This window comes from Alicyclobacillus suci, assembly GCF_017329615.1.
GTDB classification, from domain to species: Bacteria; Bacillota; Bacilli; order Alicyclobacillales; family Alicyclobacillaceae; genus Alicyclobacillus; species Alicyclobacillus suci.
Map to the genome: position 1 here is coordinate 19,614 of NZ_JAFMTW010000012.1, position 22,693 is coordinate 42,306.

20 protein-coding genes and 1 other annotated feature are annotated in these 22,693 nt (G+C 52.4%); of the genes, 2 read left to right on the top strand and 18 right to left on the bottom strand.

The window, feature by feature from the left end; genetic code table 11:
* The first annotated feature begins 30 nt into the window (after positions 1-30).
* Entirely contained in the window at positions 31-384 is a 354-nt protein-coding gene (locus tag J3482_RS08255; RefSeq protein ID WP_146820970.1) for a phage holin family protein, read from the top strand.
* A gap of 50 nt (positions 385-434) precedes the next feature.
* Here J3482_RS08255 and J3482_RS08260 read toward each other — a convergent pair whose 3' ends face one another.
* The 18 genes from J3482_RS08260 to J3482_RS21535 form a co-directional block, all read right to left on the bottom strand.
* The gene (locus tag J3482_RS08260; RefSeq protein ID WP_188332063.1) at positions 435-956 is read right to left on the bottom strand and encodes a CvpA family protein; all 522 of its coding nucleotides are present in this window, start codon (positions 954-956) and stop codon (positions 435-437) included.
* Positions 953-1,228: a cell division protein ZapA gene (locus J3482_RS08265; RefSeq protein WP_146820972.1), complete on the bottom strand. Its 276-nt coding sequence runs from the start codon at positions 1,226-1,228 to the stop codon at positions 953-955. The genes J3482_RS08260 and J3482_RS08265 overlap by 4 nt, the downstream gene beginning before the upstream one ends.
* Positions 1,229-1,309: 81 nt before the next feature.
* Entirely contained in the window at positions 1,310-3,739 is a 2,430-nt protein-coding gene (pheT, locus tag J3482_RS08270; protein ID WP_146820974.1) for a phenylalanine--tRNA ligase subunit beta, read from the bottom strand.
* A 26-nt stretch (positions 3,740-3,765) separates the two neighbouring features.
* On the bottom strand, positions 3,766-4,800 hold the full coding sequence (gene pheS / locus J3482_RS08275) for a phenylalanine--tRNA ligase subunit alpha (RefSeq protein WP_146821427.1): 1,035 nt from the start codon (positions 4,798-4,800) through the stop codon (positions 3,766-3,768).
* 94 nt (positions 4,801-4,894) lie between these two features.
* Positions 4,895-5,149, bottom strand: a binding site (T-box leader).
* A 104-nt stretch (positions 5,150-5,253) separates the two neighbouring features.
* Positions 5,254-6,210: an oligopeptide/dipeptide ABC transporter ATP-binding protein gene (locus J3482_RS08280; RefSeq protein WP_188332064.1), complete on the bottom strand. Its 957-nt coding sequence runs from the start codon at positions 6,208-6,210 to the stop codon at positions 5,254-5,256.
* A gap of 23 nt (positions 6,211-6,233) precedes the next feature.
* A complete protein-coding gene (locus tag J3482_RS08285) occupies positions 6,234-7,043 on the bottom strand; it encodes an ABC transporter ATP-binding protein (RefSeq protein WP_188332065.1) in 810 nt (269 codons plus the stop codon).
* Positions 7,024-7,896 (bottom strand): ABC transporter permease, encoded by an 873-nt coding sequence (locus J3482_RS08290; RefSeq protein ID WP_146820978.1) that lies wholly within the window; start codon positions 7,894-7,896, stop codon positions 7,024-7,026. Before J3482_RS08290 ends, J3482_RS08285 begins: the two co-directional genes overlap by 20 nt.
* Positions 7,893-8,834 carry an ABC transporter permease gene (locus J3482_RS08295; protein WP_146820980.1) on the bottom strand — a complete coding sequence of 314 codons (942 nt, stop codon included), beginning with the start codon at positions 8,832-8,834 and terminating at the stop codon, positions 7,893-7,895. Before J3482_RS08295 ends, J3482_RS08290 begins: the two co-directional genes overlap by 4 nt.
* A gap of 3 nt (positions 8,835-8,837) precedes the next feature.
* Positions 8,838-10,397 (bottom strand): ABC transporter substrate-binding protein, encoded by a 1,560-nt coding sequence (locus tag J3482_RS08300; RefSeq protein ID WP_146820982.1) that lies wholly within the window; start codon positions 10,395-10,397, stop codon positions 8,838-8,840.
* A gap of 69 nt (positions 10,398-10,466) precedes the next feature.
* Positions 10,467-11,141, bottom strand: coding sequence for a class I SAM-dependent methyltransferase (locus J3482_RS08305; protein ID WP_206916499.1), 675 nt, complete (start codon positions 11,139-11,141; stop codon positions 10,467-10,469).
* A 325-nt stretch (positions 11,142-11,466) separates the two neighbouring features.
* Entirely contained in the window at positions 11,467-12,669 is a 1,203-nt protein-coding gene (gene purK / locus J3482_RS08310; RefSeq protein ID WP_206916501.1) for a 5-(carboxyamino)imidazole ribonucleotide synthase, read from the bottom strand.
* Positions 12,644-13,111, bottom strand: a complete 468-nt coding sequence (purE, locus tag J3482_RS08315) for a 5-(carboxyamino)imidazole ribonucleotide mutase (protein ID WP_223203977.1) — start codon at positions 13,109-13,111, stop codon at positions 12,644-12,646. The genes purK and purE overlap by 26 nt, the downstream gene beginning before the upstream one ends.
* 120 nt (positions 13,112-13,231) lie before the next feature.
* On the bottom strand, positions 13,232-14,299 hold the full coding sequence (locus J3482_RS08320) for a class I fructose-bisphosphate aldolase (protein ID WP_146820988.1): 1,068 nt from the start codon (positions 14,297-14,299) through the stop codon (positions 13,232-13,234).
* Between the two features lie 46 nt (positions 14,300-14,345).
* Positions 14,346-15,305: a 6-phosphofructokinase gene (gene pfkA / locus J3482_RS08325; protein WP_146821432.1), complete on the bottom strand. Its 960-nt coding sequence runs from the start codon at positions 15,303-15,305 to the stop codon at positions 14,346-14,348.
* A gap of 181 nt (positions 15,306-15,486) precedes the next feature.
* On the bottom strand, positions 15,487-18,198 hold the full coding sequence (gene ppc, locus J3482_RS08330; RefSeq protein ID WP_146820990.1) for a phosphoenolpyruvate carboxylase: 2,712 nt from the start codon (positions 18,196-18,198) through the stop codon (positions 15,487-15,489).
* Positions 18,199-18,416: 218 nt separating this feature from the next.
* A complete protein-coding gene (locus tag J3482_RS08335; protein WP_146820992.1) occupies positions 18,417-18,677 on the bottom strand; it encodes an HPr family phosphocarrier protein in 261 nt (86 codons plus the stop codon).
* A gap of 24 nt (positions 18,678-18,701) precedes the next feature.
* Positions 18,702-19,850, bottom strand: a complete 1,149-nt coding sequence (locus tag J3482_RS08340; RefSeq protein ID WP_146820994.1) for an ABC transporter ATP-binding protein — start codon at positions 19,848-19,850, stop codon at positions 18,702-18,704.
* 115 nt (positions 19,851-19,965) lie between these two features.
* A complete protein-coding gene (locus J3482_RS21535) occupies positions 19,966-21,048 on the bottom strand; it encodes a PucR family transcriptional regulator (protein ID WP_206922270.1) in 1,083 nt (360 codons plus the stop codon).
* Between the two features lie 154 nt (positions 21,049-21,202).
* Between J3482_RS21535 and J3482_RS08350 the strand changes: the two genes are divergently transcribed.
* Positions 21,203-22,627, top strand: coding sequence for an NAD-dependent malic enzyme (locus tag J3482_RS08350; RefSeq protein WP_146820996.1), 1,425 nt, complete (start codon positions 21,203-21,205; stop codon positions 22,625-22,627).
* Positions 22,628-22,693 lie beyond the last annotated feature (66 nt).

Consider the following 22,693-nt stretch of genomic DNA (forward strand, 5'->3'; position numbering starts at 1 on the left):
GCAGACCAAGCGTAGGAGGGGATTTCACAGATGCACATCATCGGCACCATCATCCGCTTTGTCGTATCTGCACTCGTCCTGATGCTCGTGGGTTACTTAGTACCTGGTTTTGGCGTGATGGGTTTCTGGTCGGCAATTTTGGCCGCCATCGTAATCGCCGTGCTCGGGTGGGCAGTGGAACAGCTCTTTGGCCGACGGATTTCACCGTACGGACGAGGTATCGTTGGATTCATCTCAGGTGCAGTCGTGATTTACATCGCACAGTTGTTCGTTCCAGGGATGCACGCAAGTATCCTCGGTGCGCTGTTAGCGTCACTCGTCATTGGTATCATCGACTTGTTCGTCCCCACCAACTTTCGTGGGCGAAACGCGGACGGAACGTAAACGCACAGATGTGGCCTAATCAACCCGCAGCAACCGCATCTCTGTGGAGGTCAATCGGCGATTCGCGAATGAATCGCCGATTGTACCTGTTTTCCGTCGAGCCATTGGACAACGCTCGAGTGGCTTAACTGCTGTTGAATTACAGGTGTATTTACATAGTGCAAAATCATGGCGACGACGAACACGAACAAAATAGCTAAAGCAACGCCAGCGACAAGACCTACCATACGATTGACAAACGACAAAACAGGCAAACTGAACAACGCGTCAAGCAACCCAGCTGCGTATCGAAGCAACAAAAATGTCACCAGAAACACGAGCCCAAACGCGATGGCACCAGACAAGTTGCCAAACAGGAAACTAGCGGCAGACGGTTTCGCAGCGTTTGCGAACGCATGCATGTTCTGAATCACGGGCGCGACGTACGGCCGTAACCAATAAGACACAAAATAGGCGATGACCGCCCCAAACAAGCGAGTCACTTGCCGTACGACGCCGAGTCGATAACCGTTCACGCCACCCAAGACGATGACTCCGAAAAAAATGAAATCCAATACGTCAAAACTGCTCAAGAAGAAGCGTCACCTCGTGTCTTTTCGTCCAGCAAACTGAGCAAATCGTAGTATTCCTTTTTCAAGCGCTCCAGTTCATCTGCGAGGTTGAGCGCAGTCAATACGGCCACACGCCGTTCATCCATATAGGTTGACGTATTCGAAATCTCGGTCATCAGCTTGTCCACTGTCTCGGCAACCGCATATAAATGTGAGGTCGGAGCAGAACCTCTGAGCGTATACTCCATTCCGTGAATGGTGACCCTTACCCGATTGATTGAGTCGTTGTCCATCGCGCTCCCCCCTTAGACAACCCTTACGCCCATATTCCATGCCATGTGCTCAGATTCCTGCCATTGCCATCGTCTGGATGCCTATCCACGCAAATGCGCATCGAATTGGGCCTCAAGCACCTGCAATACTTCCTGCACGGCTTCGTCGATTTCGGCATCCGTCAGCGTTCGCTCATCTGCGCCAAAAGACAACGCGAGTGCGATGCTCTTTTGCTGCTCGCCAATCCCTTTTCCTTCGTACACGTCGAACACACTAGCGAATCTCAAGATCTCGCGCTTGGACCTCAATTCATCAATACACTCGAGCATCTTGCCGACCAACACGTCTTTATTCACGACGAGCGCCAAATCGCGACGAGCACCTGGAAAGCGCGGCAACGACTCAACGAGGAGCGAAGTCGTGTGCCGCTTGACCAATTGCGCCACGTCGAGTTCAGCGTACAGTGTCGTCGACAAATCGTAGCCCGCTGCAGTGGTCGGATGAATCTCTCCGACAAAACCAATTCGCTGACCATCACAGACAATCGCGGCAGACCTGCCGGGGTGCAGCCAAGGCTCTTGCGCCCGCTCATACTGCACGACGATACCAAATCCATCCAATATCTGTTCGACAGCTCCCTTGGCATCGTAAAAGTCGTATGGACGCGCGCGCTCGTGCAAACTGTCCGGCAGCGTACCAAACCACATCATCGCAACAACTTCGCGTTCGCGCGGTTGCTGCGTGATGGGCAACGCATCTGCTTCATACGTACGTCCAAATTCAAACACCGCACCCCCATCGACCCGGTGTGCCAAATTGTAACGGGCCACCTCGGCCAGGCTTGGCAAAAGATGCGTGCGAAGGACTCGTCGCTCATCCGACATCGGATACGCCAGCGGAATCATGTTGCGCAGACGGTTCCCTTCTGCCAATTGGAGCGGTGCATACGCCTCTGGAGACGTAAATGCATAAGTGCGCACTTCGAACAGACCGCGTGTGACCAACATATTCCGAACCTGTTCCAAAATGCGCTGACGAGCATCTCGATTGCCAATTGTCACAGGTCCCAGCGGCAACGTCGACGGAATATTGTCGTAACCGTACAAACGAGCCACTTCTTCGACCAAATCCGCCGCAAGCGCAATATCTGGTCTGCGGGTCGGAACGTTGACCATCCAATTTTCGCTGTCTTCCACCACCGTAAACCCAAGTCGCCGAAACAACTCGTGCATCATGTCGTCGCTGATGTCGCACCCAAGCAGTTCGCGACACCGGTTCGGCGAAAATGGAACGCGCTGTGCCAACGCGCTCTCGGCATCCGTCGTGGCTGTGGCAACGCCACCAGATATCTGTCCACCAGCCAGTTGCACAAGCAATTGTGTCGCACGCAGAAGTGCGGTGCGGACGACAGCCGGATCAATCCCCTTTTCAAAGCGCTGTTGCGCCTCTGAGCGCAAACCTAGCTTTTGCCCTGTACGACGAGTCGACGGTGCGTCAAATCTCGCAGATTCGATCACGACGCGCGTCGTCGACGAATGGATTTCGCTGTTTTCTCCACCCATCACGCCGGCGAGTCCGATGGCTTTTTCCGGATCTGCAATCACCAACATGTCGTCGTCGAGGCGTCGCTCTGTGCCGTCCAAGGTGACAAGCGTCTCCTCCGCCTTCGCTTGCCGGACGACAATCGTCGAGTCAGCAATCTTGCCGGCATCAAACGCGTGTAACGGCTGTCCCCATTCCAACATCACGTAGTTCGTGACATCGACTATGACATCAATCGGGCGAACACCCATCGACAACAACCGCATTTGCATCCACAGCGGCGACGGTACAGCTTGCAAATCAGTGAGTACAAGCGCGTCGTAGCGGGTACACCGATCACTTTCAATTCGAACGCGAATCGGTGACGGTTCATTCGGCAACGTCACGTCGATATCTGTCGGGAACGTCGTCTGTTTGCCAGTCAGCGCCGCAATTTCATATGCGAGGCCGCGGATGGACAAACAGTCACTGCGATTCGGTGTCAAGTCAATATCGAGAACGTAATCATCAAGATGCAGAACTTGGACGATATCCGCACCAATCTCCGTGTCCTCCGGCAGAATATACAAACCTACCGTTTGATTCTGCGGCAAAAGTCGCGTATCCAGACCAATTTCCACGGCAGAACAGAGCATTCCGTTCGATGTCACGCCGCGTAACTTCGCCCGCTTGATTTGCTTATCCCCTGGCAACTTCGCACCCGGCAAGGCCACGGGTACCTTCTGCCCAGGCGCCACATTTGGTGCCCCGCAGACAATTTGCAACAACTCGTCCTGTCCGACGTCCACCTGACAAACGTGCAGTCTGTCTGCGTCCGGATGCTGCTCCATGTCGCGGACAAGTCCCACGACGACACCCTCAACCCCCTGGTTGCGCGACGCTATACCGTCAACCGCCAATCCACCACGCGTCAGCGCTTCCGCCAGTTGTTCGGGAGACATATCGCGGAGATCTACATATTCACTCAGCCATTGATAGGATACTTTCACGTCTCATCCCTGTCCTTTCGTCTTCGTCATACCTTCGCAAATTGACGCAGCAACCGGAGGTCGTTCTGGTACAACTGACGAATATCCGTAATGCCGTATTTCAACATTGCAATGCGCTCTGGACCCATGCCGAACGCAAAACCACTGTAAATTGAGCTATCATATCCAGCCATATCCAGCACGCGCGGATGAACCATGCCCGCACCGAGAATCTCAATCCAACCCGTATCCTTACAGACGCGGCAACCGCGGCCCTGACAGTGGACACAGACGAGATCGACTTCGGCGCTTGGCTCTGTAAACGGGAAATAACTTGGGCGCAACCGAACACGCTGATGTTCACCAAAGAGCGCCTTCGCAAACGCCTCCAGCACACCCTTGAGATCACTCATGCGGATGCCCTGGTCGACCACCAGCCCCTCAATCTGAGTAAACGCGTGCGAGTGTGTCGCGTCGTCCTCGTCCCGACGATAGACGCGCCCCGGAACAATCACCTTAATCGGCGCATGCGGATGCATTTGTTCCATCGTGCGCACTTGCATCGGCGAAGTGTGGGTCCGCATCAAAAGCTCGTCCGTGATGTAAAATGTGTCCTGCATATCCCGTGCAGGGTGATCTTTTGGAAGGTTGAGCATTTCAAAATTGTAGCGATCCGTCTCGACCTCTGGCCCGTCCGCAATCATAAAGCCCATGCCCAGGAAAATATCCTCAATGTCGCGAATCACCCGGGAAATTGGATGAACTGCACCAACATCTGTGTGCCGTCCTGGCAATGTGACGTCAATGGTCTCGGCCGCCAGTCGTGCATTCTGTTCTGCACTCTCAATCGCTTCGCGTTTGCTGGTAAATGCACTTTCCAGCGCTTGCCGGCGTTCATTTAACAACTGGCCAAAAAGCGGCCGGGTCTGTGCATCCAATTGTCCCATCTGTTTTGATAACGTCGTCAATTCGCTCTTTTTCCCCAAATACGTGACGCGCCATTCGCCTAAGCGCTTGGTATCCTGCACATCTTCCAATTCTTGTAGCGCTTTGGTGTGCAGCGTAGCCAATTCTTGTTTCAACGCTTCTAAATCCATGGACGCCCCTCCATCATCAGTCGGAAATCCTGGCATAACCTCGATTGCCGCTGGAAAATAAAAAAGAGCAACCCCCCTCCGTAGGGACGAGGTTGCTCGCGGTACCACCCTAATTGGCGACAGCTGTCGCCCGACTCTTCACGATAACGGATGAATCGACTCCATCCGGCAAGGCCTACTTGTACGTCCAAGACTGGGTCCACCCCAAATACTCGCGTCGTTCAACCTTGCAGCTCTGAGGGGAACTTCAATCAGTTTCATCCGGCACACTTCCAGTCAAGGTGCGCCTCCCTGTAGGATTATCCTGATTTACTCGCCTCATCAACGCCACAAAATATGTTTTCGGTTCAGAGTATACGCAAATGTCTCAGCTGGTGCAACTAAACAGATGTTCAAAAGAGAACATGATTGCAGTAAAATGACCTGTCGGCCTTTCCATCATGGCTCCACGAAATGACACATCACACGATGCGCACCCACTGCGCGCAACACCGGCTTTTGCTCACGACATCGTTTCGTTGCGAGCGGACAACGCGGATGAAATGGACACCCCTCAACATCGGTCAACTGACTTTGCGGCGTTTCGAACGTGGAGGAGGAGAGCGCCTCGATACTTTCCCCGGGTATCAGCCGCGGCACCGCTTCAATCAGAACCTGTGCGTATGGGTGCAAGGCCGTTTCGTGAAAGTTCTCAGCAGGTGCAAATTCCACAATCTCTCCCATATACATCACCGCTATCCAGTCACTGATTTGTATGACACGCGACAAATCGTGCGAAATAAACAAGTAACCATAGCCGTTTTGCTGTTGCAATTCTTTCAAAAGCTGTAAAATCTGCACGCCTGTTGAAACATCTAGCGCCGAAATCACTTCATCACAAATGATAATTTCCGGCTCTACTATCAGTGCACGCGCAATATTCACCCGTTGGCATTGCCCACGACTCAACTCTAAAGGATACTTGTCCAAATAAGTAGTCGGCAGTTCAACCATCTCCAACAGCCGCGCTGCTGCCGCCCTTCTATCCGCATGATTTTTCACGCCAAAATACCAAAGTGGCTCGGCGATGCTCTGCCCAATTGTCCGATAGGGATTTAAGGCGTCAACAGGGTCTTGGTGTATGTACTGAATGCGCCTGCGCATGAACCGTGCTTCGCGCCGTGATAACGAATAAATCTCCAAGTCCCCATAAAACACGCTTCCTGCGCTCGGTTTTTCGAGTCCGGCCAGGCAGCGGCCTAATGTGCTCTTGCCGGATCCGCTTTCGCCAACCAATCCGATTGTCTCACCGGCCCGAATCCGCAAAGACACGTTGCGGACGGCCGAAATTGCCCCAGACGAATGCACCCATCGCTTCCACGGATATCGTTTTTCCAAGTGTTTACCTGATAACATAGCCCTCCCCCTTTCAAGGCGCGTCATCGCCCGCCAATCATCGGCAGGGTTCCACCCAGTCTCGGTGCCATTTGTAACAAGTGACGGGTATAAGGATGCACTGGGTGCTGAAGAATTCGTTCAACGGACCCGTACTCCACAATCTGCCCCTGCCGCATCACTGCCACGTTATCCGCTAGCTGTGCAACAACGCCCAAATCGTGCGAAATAAACAGCATCCCCATCTGAAACTGCCTCTTCAAACGAGCAAACAGGCGAATGATACCCGCCTGCACCGTCACGTCAAGCGCGGTTGTCGGTTCGTCCGCAATCAGCAATTTCGGCTGATTCAGCAAAGCCATGGCAATCATCACCCGCTGCAACATGCCGCCACTGAGCGTGTGTGGATACGCGTGCATTTGCCGTTCAGCATCCGGTAGTCCCACGCGTGACAGCATTTCCAAGGCGCGCTGTCTTTTCTCTCGGCGACGTCCTTGTGGCAGCGCCTCCAACAGTTGCTTGCCAAGTGGCATCATCGGGTGAAATGCCGTTTTAGGATCTTGGAACACCATCGAAATGTCTTTTCCCCGTAACTTTTGCATCCCGCGCTCAGGTAAGTGCAACAAATCGGTGCCATCAAACATCATTCGCAGCGCCTGAACAGAGCTCGGCTTATGAGTCAGCTTCAGAATCGACAGTGCGAGCGTGCTCTTACCAGAACCGCTCTCGCCGACGATAGCCAACGTCTCCCCAGGCTGCATTTGCAAATTAACGTCCTTCACTGCAACCGTCGTCTCCTGTCCCGACGGAAAGGAAACGTTCAGTCCCTGAACATCAAGTAACCGTCGTTGCATCTGTTCCCTCACTCCCTCGCGTTCGCCCCTGAACTCTATCCATGACATCCCACCGTTTTCCAAATCGATTTCCAAGTCCATTCACAGCAAGCACGGAGATGATAAGTGCCACGATGGGAAACACTACAAGCCACCACGCCTGAAAAAAGTATGGCTGCGCTTCCGCAATCATCGAACCCCAAGTCGGCGTCGGAGGTTGCAATCCAATACCCAAAAAACTCAACGTCGATATCACTCCGATAGCGGTTCGAAACGATAAGGTAGCGAGCACTAAGACCGTAGGTGCCAGATACGGAAAGACGTGAAAGATGATGACTTTCCATTTCGTTCCTCCCACCGCATAAGCTGCCTGTATGAATGTTCTCCCCTGAAGCCCCCTCGACTCGTCATACATCAACCAAAAGAATTGACCCCACAGTGAAAAGAACATCGAAAGCACCATGCCGAGCGCGTGATTTCCAAATAACGCAACAATCATGAGTGGAAGCCAACGGGTTGGGAAAATGATTGAAATTTGTCCGAGAAATAAAATGACGGGTGTGAGGAACGGAACGAGATTGTAACCAGCGCCCATTCCCAATAAAGTCCCAATCAGCATCGCGAGGACGACCGACACCAGGGATAGCCCCAAAGTTACGCCCGTCGCCGCAATCAGACGACTCAACACATCTCTGCCAAGTTCGTCTGTCCCCATCAGAAATGCGTGTGAAGGCGGTTGCAACTTTCCTCCGACAAACGGCTCAATCGGCGAATAAAAGTGGCCGCTTATCGCGATATAGAAAGCTGCGACGAGCACCAAACCAAAGACGCACCAAATCAATATCGCATTTCGACCTCCCCATCGCTGATTCATATGCTTACCCTCCGACCTGCCTGCTGAAGGCGCGGATCCAGCCACGGCTGGACGAGATCAGTGACAAATCGCAACACCAAAAAGATGATTGCTGGCACAAAGATACAACCTTGAAGCAGTGGTAAGTCACGCGTGGACAACGCATGAATGGCCAAACTTCCGACCCCTTCATACGCAAAAATGTTCTCTACAATAATCGTACTTCCGAGTAACTGACCCACTTGAATCGACAAATAGGAGAAGACCAAAATCAATGCAGGGCGCAACAAATACTGAATGTACAAACGCCTTGGTGCCAATCCTTTGGCGCGCGCAGTCACAACGAACTTTTCTTCCATCACTTCCCGCAATTTCGTCCGCAGTAAGAGACCACTCTTGATGGCTTCCGAGCCAGCAAGCAGCACCACAGGCATGACCAGCGACTGAATTCCTTGACTACCCGAAGGCGGAAACCACTTCAACTTAACGCCGAAAATCTCAATCGCCAAGATGACCGGAACAAACCCCGGCAGTGAATAGAGCAACAATAGAAACCGCTGAAACATACGTTCAGTCCTGTCCGATGCCCACAAACTGAGAAACGCAAAGACAATTCCTCCGAACATTCCTAGGGGCAACGACAACCCAACCAACTTAACCGTCCCCCAAACATACGGCACGAGAATCTGACTGACAGGCTGTTGCATTTCATACGAGTTCCCGAAATGACCTGTCACCGTGCGTCCAATGTATTGCAACAATTGCGCCCAAAACGATTGATTCCAGCCAATTTCCGCCCGAAATGCAGCCCTTTGCGACTGTGTCGCATCGATAGACAAGATAGAATAAGAGGGATCTCCCATCAGTTTGCTGACGACAAAGAGTAAGATAGACACCGCCAAAAGGACCATGAAGCCGCCAAACAGACGTCTGACGGCTTGGATGACAGAAAGCATCATGGTTTACTTCTCCTGAATTTGTTGAATCTGAATCTGGGTCGCTCCGTTCGGCTGCCAATTGATTTGGTTGGACACCCCGTAAATATTCGAAGGTTGTAAAAGCCACACAACTGCCGCCTGCTGCTTCGTCACCTCCAAAATTTGCTTGGATACTGCAGTTCGTTTCGCCAAATCAGGCGCGGCCAAGTACTGCTGAATCAAGTTGCCAACTTCGGCGGATGGTTGATAGCCAAACGGCTTAATAAATGATTCATCCGAGAAGGTCGGCGCATAAATTCGATAAGCGTCCTCTTCTGGATTATCCAGACCTGTGAAGATAAACATAATCGGCTGTGGTTTGTTCAACTGCTTCGGATCTAACAACTCACCTTGCGCGAGCACGTCAATTTTCACCTGAATGCCGATGTTCTTTAACTGCGACTGAATGACCTGTGCAACATCAAGGTCACTTTGGCTGACGTGCAAACTGATATCGACTGGACCTTTGACACCGGATTCATTCATCAACTGTTTGGCCTTTTGTACATTAAAGTCAGAAAGCGGAAATTCATCGACATATCCAGATGCTCCTTTTACCACAGGTGCCGTCGCCGGCGTTGCATATGTTCCATAGACATCTTTCGCAAGCGTTTTTCTATCGATGGCGTAATAGATAGCCTGGCGAACTTTCTCGTTCGCCAAGGGACCTGTAAAGTTGTAGCTCATATAGGTCACGCGGTCACCTGGCGTCGAAATGACGCCATCACTACTGCTACCCGTCACACGGTTAATCGACTCAGGCGTTAAATCCGCTGCAATATCTGCGTGTCCACTGAGCAAATCGGCAATCCTTGTCGACTCATCTGGAACGTATTTGATAATCACTTGCTTAAATTGCGGCTTCTTTCCCCAATAGTTCGGATTTGCCTTTAAAACAACTTCTTGTCCACGTTTCCAATCTGCCAACATATACGGCCCTGTGCCATTCAATTGCGTTTGGTACTGATTTCCCTTGGCCAATTGTTTTGCATCGACAATCGAAATATTCGTCAAATATTGCGGTAAAATATAATCTGGGTGATTAGTCACAATATCCACCGTGTCATCGTCCACGACATTGACTTGCTGAATATTCGCGAGCAACGACGTAAAGGCGCTTTCCTCATTCGGGTCAGGATGGAGAATCTTCTCGATGGTCGCCTTGACGGACTGCGCATTCAGCGGATCTCCATTTTGAAATTTGATCCCTTGTTTCAGTTTGATTTCCAGTGTATTTCCTTTTGTCGTATAAGACTGCGCGAGAGATGGTTGAATCTGACCGTCGCTCCCCTTCACGAACAGCGAGTCAAACACCATGCTCCGCGGCAGAGTGATATCTTTGTTTAAAGGGTCTATTGTGGTTAAATCGCGCGTCTCACTGAGGTCATCGATAACCAACGTGTCTTTCTTCGATTGCGTCTGATGATTCGCTGAAGAATTCCCTGCTTGTGCATTCTCTGTCTGAGATGGGCTACCACAAGCTGTCAGCACCACGGCACTGGAAATCATGGCCCCCCAGAACATCTGCTTCGAAAAACGATGCATCGAAAAATACCCCCCGATTGATTTCTACATCACGTCCTGTAGAACGCAAAGCGACAAACAACATCCGGCCTACTCGCCGCGTAAACCGACCACCAAATATCGTGGGTGCTGGGGAACCTCGCCCCACAGCGTGGGTTCCATCAGTGGTGTTACACGCGTATTTACAATCCCGTTCTCGCGCAAAAACGCTTCCAGCTTGTCACTCGGTTGTCCTCCAAAAAACGGCAACGACGAGTGTATCTCGCGATACTCCGCATGTTTGTTTTGCCCCCATGCACCTTCAATGAGTGCTAAGGAGCCCCCTGGCTTTAACACGCGCAACCACTCGCGCACCGCTTTCTCCGGATTGGGTAGCGTCCATATGATGTGACGCTCGATGACCAAGTCGTAACGCGCGTCCTCGTCCTCCAACGCTTCTGCGTCGCCAAGGCGAAAATCCACCGACAAGTCACTGTGTCTCGCTTTCTGTTTTGCCTGCATCAGCATTTGCTCTGACATATCCACACCCGTGACCTGATGCCCCAATTCGGCGAACAAGAGAGACAAAAACCCCGTGCCACATCCGACATCGAGCACTTGCAAAGCCTGCTTGTCACCGACCAAATCCGTGAGCACTGAAATCCACGCACGATGCTGTTCCTCGCTATGTAAACCGTGGTGCGACTTTTCGTCAAACGTTTTGGCGCGACCGTCCCAGTGTTGTTGAACAAGCTGCTTCACCTGACAGCTTGAATCAGTAGCCATCTCCATCATCCTTCCGTTTTAGACTTGCTTTTCGATACTGACCCTAGCTGAAAGTTGACTAACTTAGTCATGTATCATGTTTCCAATGTTAAGATTAGAATATGCTAACGTCAATAGTTAGTTTGTATTAATTAATAAAATTAGTACTTACTAACCATAACTTTACAACTCGAATAAACTTATACTTCACACACAAATTACATTTCGTAAGATAAACTGGAATCCGCCTAGTTCACGGGGAATACAGAAAAAGAGGCGACACACCGAGTGTTTCCCGGTGTGTCGCCTCATTCCATCGCGTGGCATCAAGCATCAAAACGAACGCTTAATTCCAAATCCCCTGTTTGGCAATCCAGTTGAGTGCCTCGTCAACGTGATCGCACAAGACGTTCAAATGCCCCATTTTCCGATCTCCCCTCGCCTCTGCCTTTCCATACAAATGCACTTTAACATGCCCAGGCAGCGTCGACATTCGGGCCAACACTTCTTCTAAATGCTGTCCAAGGACATTGACCATCACGACTGGTGTCAACAAAGACACATCTCCCAACGGAAGGTTACAGATAGCTCGAATGTGCTGTTCAAACTGACTGGTCACACAGGCGTCCATCGTATAATGCCCACTGTTGTGCGGTCGGGGAGCGAGCTCGTTGACAAACAGCTGCCCATCTTCTGTAACGAACATCTCCACGGCAAGTAATCCAACCATCTCCATTGCCTGCGCGATTTGCTCCGCAAGCACCTGCGCCTGATGGAGTAAGGACTCCGGAAATCTCGCAGGTACAATGGAGAGATGCAGAATGTGATTGACGTGCTGGTTTTCCGCAGGTGGGAACGCCTTCACTTCTCCCTTTGCATTCCTCGCGACCACGACAGACAATTCTCCGCGAAACGGGATAAACTGTTCCGCAATCAAAGGCGCCAAGGAACTGCCGCCAGCGTGATTGACAGCGAAAATGTCTTCCCATTCCGCGCGATGCTTAAAAAGATCCGCAGGCGAATGAACCATCCACTGCCCCTTGCCGTCATAGCCACCGCGGGACGTTTTGACCACAATTTTTGAGCCGAGTGTCGTCATTGCGTTCTCGAAATCGGCAAATGAAAAAATGGGCACAAACGGGGTCACGGGGATGCCAGCGTCGGAAAGCGACGTCTTTTCGCGTACGCGATGTTGTGTCGTCGCCAAAAGTGTACTCCCCTGTGGCACACGACTGAACGTCTCCAGGGCTTGCGCTACCTCAGCGTCGACGTTCTCAAATTCATACGTCACCACGTCGGACATTTGTGCGAGTCGCCGCGCCGCTTCGATATCCGAGAACGCCGCGACGACCTGCTTGTCCGCAACATGGGCAGTGGGGCAGTCCGGTGTCGGATCAAGAACCATAAAGCGATACCCTAAAGCCCGCCCGGCGAGCGCCATCATTCGACCAAGCTGACCGCCGCCCAAAATACCAATCGTGGCAGGCGGCAAAATCACGGAGGTCACATCATTGAGTTTTGCATCACGAAGCACCGGGCTCACCTCCATCCAGCACCTGCCGCTCAATGGCTTCACGGCGCGCTGCATAACGGCTGGCGAGCGCATCATCAGAGACCGCCAACAACCGCGCAGCAAACAACCCAGCGTTTGTCGCGCCAGCGCGACCAATCGCCATTGTGGCGACAGGTACCCCACCCGGCATCTGGACGATGGACAACAACGACTCCAATCCTTGAAGTGTCGACGTTTTTACAGGTACGCCGATGACTGGTAAATCTGTTTTGGCAGCTACCATACCTGGTAAGTGTGCAGCACCGCCAGCGCCCGCGATAATGACCTGTAACCCCCTGGCACGGGCCGTAGCAGCGTATTCAAACATATAATCGGGTGTACGATGTGCGGACACGACTTTCTTCTCGTACGGGACCTCTAGCTCGTCCAGTACCGTGCACGCGTGCACCATCGTATCCCAATCAGAATGACTTCCCATGATGACGCCGACCACTGGCTTGGTCACGGTGTTTCTCCTTCCTAACTCACAATTGTTACAATACGACCAAATTACAGCCATATTCAAAAAAGGCACCCCGAAGGGTGCCTGTAAAAACCCTTATGCCAATGTGACGTCTTCACAGAGGTAGACATCTTGGATGGCGTTCAGCAGCTTAACGCCCTCGTCCATTGGACGTTGGAACGCTTTGCGGCCCGAAATCAGACCCATCCCACCAGCGCGCTTGTTGATAACCGCCGTCTTCACAGCTTCAGCGAAATCGTTCGCGCCAGAAGCGCCACCAGAGCTAATCAAGCCAATTTTGCCCATATAGCAGTTCGCGACCTGATAGCGTGTCAAGTCAATTGGGTGATCTGTCGTCAACTCGGAATAAATCCGCTTGTCGGTCTTTCCGTAGCTGCTTTCGCCCATATTCAACGCAGTGTAACCGCCATTGACGGTCGGTAGTTTTTGCTTGATAATGTCCGCTTCAATCGTGACACCGAGATGGTTAGCCTGTCCAGTCAAGTCCGCAGCGGTATGATAATCCACGCCATCCTTGATAAACGCTTCGTTGCGCAAGTAGCACCATAGAATCGTAAACATCCCCAATTCGTGCGCCAGCGCAAACGCCTCACTCACCTCTTGGAGTTGACGCGTAGATTCCGGAGACCCAAAGTAAATCGTCGCACCGATACCCGCAGCGCCGAGATTCCAAGCCTGCTTCACCGAAGCGAACATCACCTGGTCATACTTGTTCGGATAACTGAGCATCTCGTTATGATTGACCTTGACGATATACGGAATCTTGTGTGCGTACTTCCGGCTGGTTAACGCCAGAACGCCTAGCGTCGATGCCACACCGTTGCAACCGCCCTCAATCGCCAGTTTCACAATGTTCTCTGCATCAAAGTAAATCGGGTTCTTCGCAAACGAAGCGCCCGCCGAGTGCTCAATCCCCTGGTCAACCGGCAAGATGGACACGTATCCCGTGTTCGCCAAACGCCCGGTTCCGTACAAGGATTGCAAACTGCGCAACACCTGATTGTTACGGTTGGTGTATGTAAAGACGTCGTCAAGATAGGTCGGAGACGGCGTGGTGATGGTGGACTGTGGAATGCTCTCTGCCTTGTGATTTAATAGGAAATCTGCCTCTTCGCCCAGATACTGTCGAATGGTTTCAATCACGATTTCGGTCACTCCTCATTTGTGTGTATGCTGCCCGGTATGGCTATTAAATAGACAGAATATCTGCTAGTTGATAGACCGCATGAGAGGGCTTTCGTTCCGCGCGAAACACCTCATCAAACGGTACAGAAGTCAACTCGCCATTTTTGGTGGCTGCCATGTGTCCCGATACGCCAGCCATCACCAAATCGACAGCGTGCGCACCTAAACGGCTGGCCAACACTCTATCCGCCGCACTCGGCGCACCACCGCGCTGCACGTGGCCAAGCACAGTCACGCGCGTATCAAACCCCGTATGCTGCTCGATGTACCGACCAATTTCCGCACCGTTGCCTGCACCCTCCGCGACGACGATGATAGAGTGTTTCTTACCGCGCGCGACACCGCGCTGTAACTTCGCCACGACGTCTTCAAGCTTGTAAGGCACCTCCGGCACCAAAACCGATTCGGCTCCGCCAGCCAACCCTGCCGCGAGCGCGATATGTCCGGCACTGCGTCCCATCACTTCAATCACATAGGTCCGTTCATGTGACGTCGCGGTATCGCGAATTTTGTCAATCGCATCAATCGCCGTTTGCACTGCTGTATCAAACCCAATGTTCGCATCACAAGCACCGATATCATTGTCAATCGTGCTCGGAACGCCGATAGTTTTGATACCGAGCTGGTGCAACTTCTGTGCCCCGCGAAAACTCCCGTCTCCGCCAAACACAATCAAACCTTCCACGCCCAAGTCGGTTAGCCGCTCATATCCGCGACGTTGCCCATCCTCCGTCAAGAACTCAAGGCAGCGAGCCGTGTAGAGACAGGTCCCCCCGCGTTGAATGATGTCACCGACAGACTCCAGTGGCATCGGTTTTACGTCCCCGTCGAGAAGTCCTGCATATCCCCGGCGTATCCCCACGACCTCAAGTCCATGATAAATCGCCGTTCGGACGACTGCGCGCACGCCAGCGTTCATACCCGGCGCGTCGCCCCCACTTGTCAATACAGCAATTTTTCGGATGATGACCACCCCCGCAGGGACTTATAGCGTCCCGGAATCACGAAATTGTCCCAAGTGATGATGAACGCTGATTCGGCCAAGATGGATCGTACATGGATAGCTATCCATCACAGCCAGTAGATCTGAAACGCTACTTACATGGTAGAGTACACACGGCGAACTTGCAATCTCGAAACCTATCTCAACCTGTGTTTCGAAGGCCCGCTGCAATACCATTAATCGTCAGTAACACATCCGCCAGCAACGCGCTGCGCTCGGCCTCGTCAGACGTCTCCCGCAACTGCCGGAGTAGTCGCACCTGGAAGAATGAAAGCGGATCAACATACGGGTTGCGCAGTTGAATGGACGACTGAATCACCGATTTGTTGTCTAACAACTCATCATACCCCGTAATCTTTAACACGGCGCGGCGGCTGCGCTCATATTCTTGCTCAATGTCGCAAAATAGTCGTTCGCCAAGGTCGCCCGCGAGATGCGCGTACTCACGCGCCACAAGCATATCGGCCTTCGCCAGTGCCATTTGCAAATTGTCGATAAGTGTCCGGAAAAATGGCCAGCCTCGGTACATCTCATGCAAGTGCTGCAAGTTTTCCTCCGACTGCAAAAGCTCTTCCATCGATGTCCCGAACCCATACCAAGCCGGTAACAGGTGTCTACTCTGCGTCCACGAAAACACCCATGGAATAGCGCGCAAATCTTCAATTCTGGCAGATTGACTGCGTTTGGCGGGGCGTGATCCGATATTGAGCTTGCCGATTTCATCGACGGGTGTCGCCGTGTGAAAATAGGTCAGGAATGCATCGTCCCCAAAGACAAAGGCGCGATACGCTTCAAACGACTTCTGGGACGCCTTGTCGAGTAACTCCACCCACGCCTGCGGTTCCTGTTCGTGGAGGTCGTAACGCGCGTGCGCAGCGCCTCGCAACACAGCGGCGGCGGCAGATTCGAGCGACCGCTCAGCAATGCCTTTGTGACTATAGCGTTGCGAAATGACTTCCCCTTGCTCGGTAATTTTCACGTGACCGTATAAAGCCCGCGTGGGCTGAGCCAGAATCGACTGCTCGACTGGACCGCCACCACGGCCCAACGCCCCACCTCGACCATGGAAGAACTTCAGCCGAATGTCGTGCGCTTCGGCGACGTCAAGCAGTGCCTGCTGTCCTCTGTACAACGACCAGTTGGCGGTGAGATAGCCCCCGTCTTTATTGCTGTCAGAATACCCAAGCATGATTTCCTGGCCGTTCTGATGCGCTTCCAGATGGCGACGATAAACTGGGTTTTCAAACAACGACTGCATGATGGATGGGGCCGCCTGCAAATCCTCAATCGTCTCAAACAGCGGCACGACGTTCAAATGGCTGGTCGGCGCCTGGAGCGGGCCTTCAGGCCAACCGAACAAACCGCACTCCTTAGCGAGTAGAAGCACCTCCAGCAAATCGCTAGCGCCCTGTGTCATGGAGATTAAATAATCTTGAACACAGGCCCGACCGAACTGGATGTGGCCTTTGCGAATACAATCGAAGACAGCGAGTGCCTCTTCAGTCTGCGGCGTATAACCGTGATACGGATTGCGAATCGGGCGCGGCGAGCCCAAACAGTCCGTCAGAACTTTGACCCTATCCACCTCAGATAGCGACGCATAATCGGAAAGACCTGCTACTTCTAACAATTCGCCCACAGCGTGCTCATGAACGCCACTGTGCTGACGAATATCGAGGGTGACCATATGAAAGCCGAACAGGTTCACCTGCAGTTGCAATGGCCGCAAAAAAGTGTCCGCAAGCCGCTCCCCACGATGCGCCCGCAGCGATTTATCCATCAACTCAATGTCGCGTAGAAATTCAGATACATCGTGATATCGTTCATGCTTTGTGACTTCCCCATGCACGTGCCGCTTGGTATTCGCAAGGCGCCGTTGCATTTGTGTAATCTTGGCCCGATACGGCTCATCACTAGGTTCGTCCAAGGACTCGAGCAATGCCGCATCAGCGCCGACACGCTCCACAGAAGAACTCAAATCGTGCGCCAATTCGTGCAATTTTTCTTGGTATTTGGACAGCGCCAAGTCGAAATGCAACTTTAACGTCTCTTCTGTCACGTCGTGTGTCACGTTTGGATTCCCATCGCGGTCACCGCCCATCCAAGAACCGAACCGAATTAAAGCAGGCAAGTGGACGCGCTCAAGTCGGTAGTTTTCCTCCACAGCGCGCTCCAATTTTTCATGAACCTCAGGCAACACGTCAAACAGAATCTGATCTAGGAAATAAAGGCCGTTTCGAACTTCGTCGATAACGCTAATGCGCTGCTTGCGCACTGAACGCGTCTGCCACAAAGCGATAATCTGCGTGCGAATCTGCTCGCGCAACCGACCAAGTTCACGCGGTGTTTTGCGCGGGTCATCCATCTCCTCAAGCGCTGCCGAGATCTTTGTATGCTTGTCAAGCACCGTCCGCCGCAACGCTTCAGTTGGATGCGCAGTGAGAATTAACTCGATACCGACCTCGTGCAGCAGATTTTCCACCTGACTCGAAGACACTTCCTGCGCACTGAGCGCCGCGACTGTCTCCTGGAACGTCCAGCGCTGTGGTTGATCAGACTTTTCATAGGCTCTTCTCCTGCGCAAGCGATGATTTTGCTCTGCTAGATTGACGAGTTGGAAATAGACCGAAAACGCATGAATCGTATCACTCCGAAGCGCGCCCGGAACATTTTCGACCGCCTGTTGCAGCGCGCTGCGCGTCTCTGCACAAGGATGCCCCCGAAAAGCTTTCGCAGCTTGGCGGATATTCTCTACATGGTCAAACACGGACTGGCCACACTGTTCAACAATGACTTCTCCCAACAAATCGCCGAGAATTCGGATATCTCTATGTAAAGGCGCATCCGGTTGCACAACCTCTCCCCCTTTTTCCTTTCATTCGTACCAATTACTTCTTTAATCAACTTCTTTAATCACGACGACTATTCATCATACAAAGCGTACCCGAACACGACAAACAGCGCAACGCCTTCGCGTTGCGCTGTTTGTAAACTTTTATACCGTTGCAAACGTAAACAACAACCAACCCACCCTACCTTGGCAAGCAACTTCGGGGAGATAGGCGCACATGCCTAGAGACCCGGTGCACTCAAAAATTTGACCAACGAAGCCAGCGCGACATCCTCGTCTGCTCCGTCCACCTGCACGATGATTTCGTCACCCTGCGACAACGCCATGGACATCACGCCCAAAATGCTCTTCGCATCCACCCACTGGCCATTGCGACCAATGCGCACCCGGCTCTCAAACGACGAAGCCATCTTCACAAACTCGGCGGCTGGACGTGCCGCGAGTCCGCGAACCAACGCAATCTTGACACTTTGTTGAACCACGTCGTCACCCCCCTCTTTTCACGTTTACATCGTGACGGCAGGCGCCTCCACCGCGTGGGAGAACCCGATGGATTCTTCCGTCTCAGCATCAAAAATGTGAATTTTATTCAAATCGACGGCAAGTTTCACTTCACTGCCTGGATGAAAACTAAACCTTGGGTTCACACGAGCCACCATCGACGAAGACCCAATGTTCACATGCAAGTAGACCTCTGAACCCATGTGCTCCACAACTTCCACCTTTGCGTCGACGACTGCCTCCGGATACGTCGACATAAACAACTCTTCGTTGTGCAAATCCTCTGGGCGAACACCTAAAATGACAGGCTTTCCGATGACACCAGAGCTTTTCAACACATTGTAGCGGCCTTCCGGCAGCAATATTGAAATGCCAGGTGCACGGAAGTATAGTTTGTCGCCGTCTGCAATGATATCCCCTTTGATGAAATTCATCGCCGGGGAGCCGATAAATCCCGCAACAAAGATATTCTTCGGTTGACTATAGACGACCTGCGGCGTATCCGCCTGCTGGATAATGCCATCCTTCATGACACAAATCCGATCCCCCATCGTCATTGCCTCGGTCTGGTCGTGTGTAACGTAAATCATCGTCGTCTGCAACCGTTGGTGCAGCTTACGAATTTCCGCACGCATTTGTACACGAAGTTTGGCGTCCAAATTGGAGAGCGGTTCGTCCATCAGGAATACCTGTGGCTCGCGGACAATTGCGCGGCCCAACGCAACGCGCTGGCGCTGACCGCCAGATAGCGCCTTCGGCTTGCGGTCTAACAGATGCTCAATATCGAGAATGCGCGCAGCCTCATGTACCCGCTTGTCGATTTCCGCCTTGGGCACCTTGCGAAGCTTTAGGCCGAACGCCATATTTTGATACACCGACATATGTGGATAGAGTGCATAGTTTTGAAAGACCATCGCAATATCGCGGTCCTTTGGCGCAACGTCGTTGACCCTGCGGTCGCCGATGATTAAATCACCACCTGTAATGTCCTCCAACCCCGCAATCATGCGCAACGTCGTCGTCTTGCCACAGCCAGATGGACCGACAAATACGACAAATTCTTTGTCCTCGATATCCAAATTGAAATCCTTGACAACCGGCTCAGTCGCGCCGCTGTATGTCTTCGTAATATGGTGCAGATGTACGCGTGCCAACGAGGTGCCCTCCTTTTTTTGCAACCCTTTGCGAAACCGTGTGAACCTCTTCTGTATCCCCAGCCTAACAAACCAGCGTCGGCAACAGAATGTACATCTTGCACGTATCGCTCGTTCAGTTCAGGGCAATTTGTTGCGTTTTCAGGAGTGCCGCAAAATAGAGAATCATCGCGTCTGTCACATTGCGCACATCATATCCCGTGATCTGCTCCAGCCTATCGATTTTATGAATCAGCGTATTGCGATGAACATAGAGAATACGCGCAGCCTCGCTGATATTCAAATTTGCCGAAATCACGCCGCGGACAATCTCCAGCCAATCTTCCGGCCAAGCGTCCACCGGCACTTGGCACCGCTCCCCAAGTCCTTGCCAAAACGCGTCCACAGCATCCTGGGTAGCGAGCGCTGAGAACATCGAGAGCAATGTATCGCCATACACGGCCGTGCGCACATTGTCGAGCCGCTGCAGCCGCGCAGCAAGCACGGCAGAAACCAAACCCGCATAGAGTTGCCGAGGCTGTTCAATCCGCCTCGATACGGACACCATCACATCGTGATAGGCATCCTCTGCAATCGCGGACACAAGTAGTTTCGCCACGCTCTCCAAACGTTTGGTCATGCATTCCGCATCCGCAAAATCGGCTGCGTCAAGTACCGCTTCATCGACTTTGGAAGCAGGTAAATAAGCAATGACATCCTGACGCTCACCCAGTACACGGTGCCACCCCTCCCCAAGGACGGCCCTCAATACATCCGGAATCATCTGTGCGAAAGCGTTCTCTGCCTCATCCGTATCGACCAGCGCACCTTTTCGACGCACCAAGAACAAGTAACCTGGATATGACCAAAATTCGCAAGAACCTGCCTGAATTGGTGCGGCGACCGACATCTCGCGGACAAGTTCACCAACGTCTTTATCGAGTAGTGCGCGATAATCCAATTCCAGCGCATCAGCCAATCCCGCCTGCGCCCCCCGACTATTGAACAAAGTCCATAACAGCGCGTCTCGCATCGCATCAGTCGGATGCCAACCAGGGAACCGAACCCTTGTCGCTTCATCTATCTGGATGTACCATTCAAGATTCTCGTTTGCCCACTGTCCAATCGCAGAACGGCTTGTCGCAGGCGCATATTCGACAACCGACTCAATCGCCAGCGCCTCCGTCCAACGCCGCAGCGGCTCGGTCCACCATCCCACAACATCTCCCCGTTTCTTTGCAGTTTTCATTTTAGTCTATTCTAGCGAAAGGTAAGCAACTTGTGGGGCGGATGTTGACCCGGCGCATAGGAGTTTGGTAATATCAAAGGGATTTTATGCGTCATCTCTGTGATAATTGGGGAGGTCTTTGCTCGTGGAAGTTCGCAGTCCGGGTATTAGCCTGATTTATCGTTTGGAACTCGCCAACTCGGTGACCACATTTGCTAAGGTCGCTAGTTTGGTGGGTGTGGCTGGCGGTGACATCAATGCCGTTGACGTGATTCGCGTCAGTAAAGATGTCGTCGTACGCGATGTCACAGTCACTGTTGAAAGTCGCGAACACGGCAAGAGAATCTCCGATATGCTGAACAGCGAACCAGGAATTCACGTCGTCGCTGTATCAGACCGCACCTTCCTCGTCCACCTCGGTGGCAAGTTGGAGGTTACACCGAAGATTCAAGTCAAAAACCGCGACGATTTGTCGCGCGTGTATACGCCGCACGTAGCGCGGGTCTGTGAAGCGATTCACGAAGATCCATCAAAAGCCTATCAACTCACCATCAAGCGCAATACAGTAGCTGTCGTGTCTGATGGGACCGCCGTTCTTGGACTTGGCGACATTGGTCCACATGCCGCGATGCCTGTGATGGAAGGCAAAGCGATGTTATTCAAGCAATTCGCCGGCATCGACGCCTTTCCAATCTGTCTCGACACCAAGGATACAGACGAAATTGTAAGAATAGTGAAGAGTATTGCCCCTGCCTTTGGCGGTATCAACCTTGAGGATATTGGCTCTCCAAGATGCTTTGAAATCGAGGAGAGACTGCGCGAAGAACTCGACATCCCCGTTTTCCATGACGACCAACATGGAACGGCCGTCGTATTACTCGCCGGACTGCTCAATGCCACAAAACTCGTGGGCAAACGCTTACAGGACTGCAAAGTTGTGATTGTCGGAATTGGCGCGGCCGGTGTCGCATGTACCAAAATGTTGCTCGCCGCTGGCGTCAAAAACATCTTGGGCGTCACGCTTGATGGCGTGTTGCACCGCAATCAAACATACGACAATGCCACGTGGAATTGGTACGCCGAGAACACCAATCCGCATAACGTCACAGGGTCGCTCGACGAAGCCATCGATGGCGCGGACATCTTCATTGGCGTTTCTGGCCCGGGCGTGTTGAAGGTAGAGCATCTGCAAAAGATGGCAAATGACCCGATTGTTTTTGCCATGGCGAATCCGACCCCGGAAATCAAACCGGAAGAAGCTGCGCCATACGTACGCGTGATGGCGACCGGCCGCAGTGATTATCCAAACCAAATCAACAATGTCCTTTGCTTCCCAGGCATGTTCAAGGGCGCCTTGAAAGCAAGGGCGCGGACCATCAACGAAGAAATGAAACTAGCTGCTGCATACGCAATTGCCTCGGTCATCAAGGAGGAAGAATTAACGGAGGACTACATCATTCCTTCCGTGTTCAACCAAGCTGTCGTCAAACAAGTCAGCGATGCCGTAGCGAAAGCTGCATACGACACGGGTGTCGCACGGCGCGAAGTCATCCATACGGACAATTATTGATGTTGTCCCACAGTTGAATAAAACCGCCAAAAGGCGCAACGCAAAGCATCCAGGTGTATCTTTCAC

Excerpts from the sequence above, each read along its gene's own strand:
- purE (WP_223203977.1), bottom strand. The coding sequence starts at position 13,111 with ATGGGAAGTCATTCTGATTGGGATACGATGGTGCACGCGTGCACGGTA.
- J3482_RS08280 (WP_188332064.1), bottom strand. The coding sequence starts at position 6,210 with ATGTTATCAGGTAAACACTTGGAAAAACGATATCCGTGGAAGCGATGG.
- purK (WP_206916501.1), bottom strand. The coding sequence starts at position 12,669 with ATGGAGGTGAGCCCGGTGCTTCGTGATGCAAAACTCAATGATGTGACC.
- J3482_RS08305 (WP_206916499.1), bottom strand. The coding sequence starts at position 11,141 with ATGGCTACTGATTCAAGCTGTCAGGTGAAGCAGCTTGTTCAACAACAC.
- J3482_RS08285 (WP_188332065.1), bottom strand. The coding sequence starts at position 7,043 with ATGCAACGACGGTTACTTGATGTTCAGGGACTGAACGTTTCCTTTCCG.
- J3482_RS08255 (WP_146820970.1), top strand. The coding sequence starts at position 31 with ATGCACATCATCGGCACCATCATCCGCTTTGTCGTATCTGCACTCGTC.
- J3482_RS08290 (WP_146820978.1), bottom strand. The coding sequence starts at position 7,896 with ATGAATCAGCGATGGGGAGGTCGAAATGCGATATTGATTTGGTGCGTC.
- J3482_RS08295 (WP_146820980.1), bottom strand. The coding sequence starts at position 8,834 with ATGATGCTTTCTGTCATCCAAGCCGTCAGACGTCTGTTTGGCGGCTTC.
- J3482_RS08265 (WP_146820972.1), bottom strand. The coding sequence starts at position 1,228 with ATGGACAACGACTCAATCAATCGGGTAAGGGTCACCATTCACGGAATG.
- J3482_RS08300 (WP_146820982.1), bottom strand. The coding sequence starts at position 10,397 with ATGCATCGTTTTTCGAAGCAGATGTTCTGGGGGGCCATGATTTCCAGT.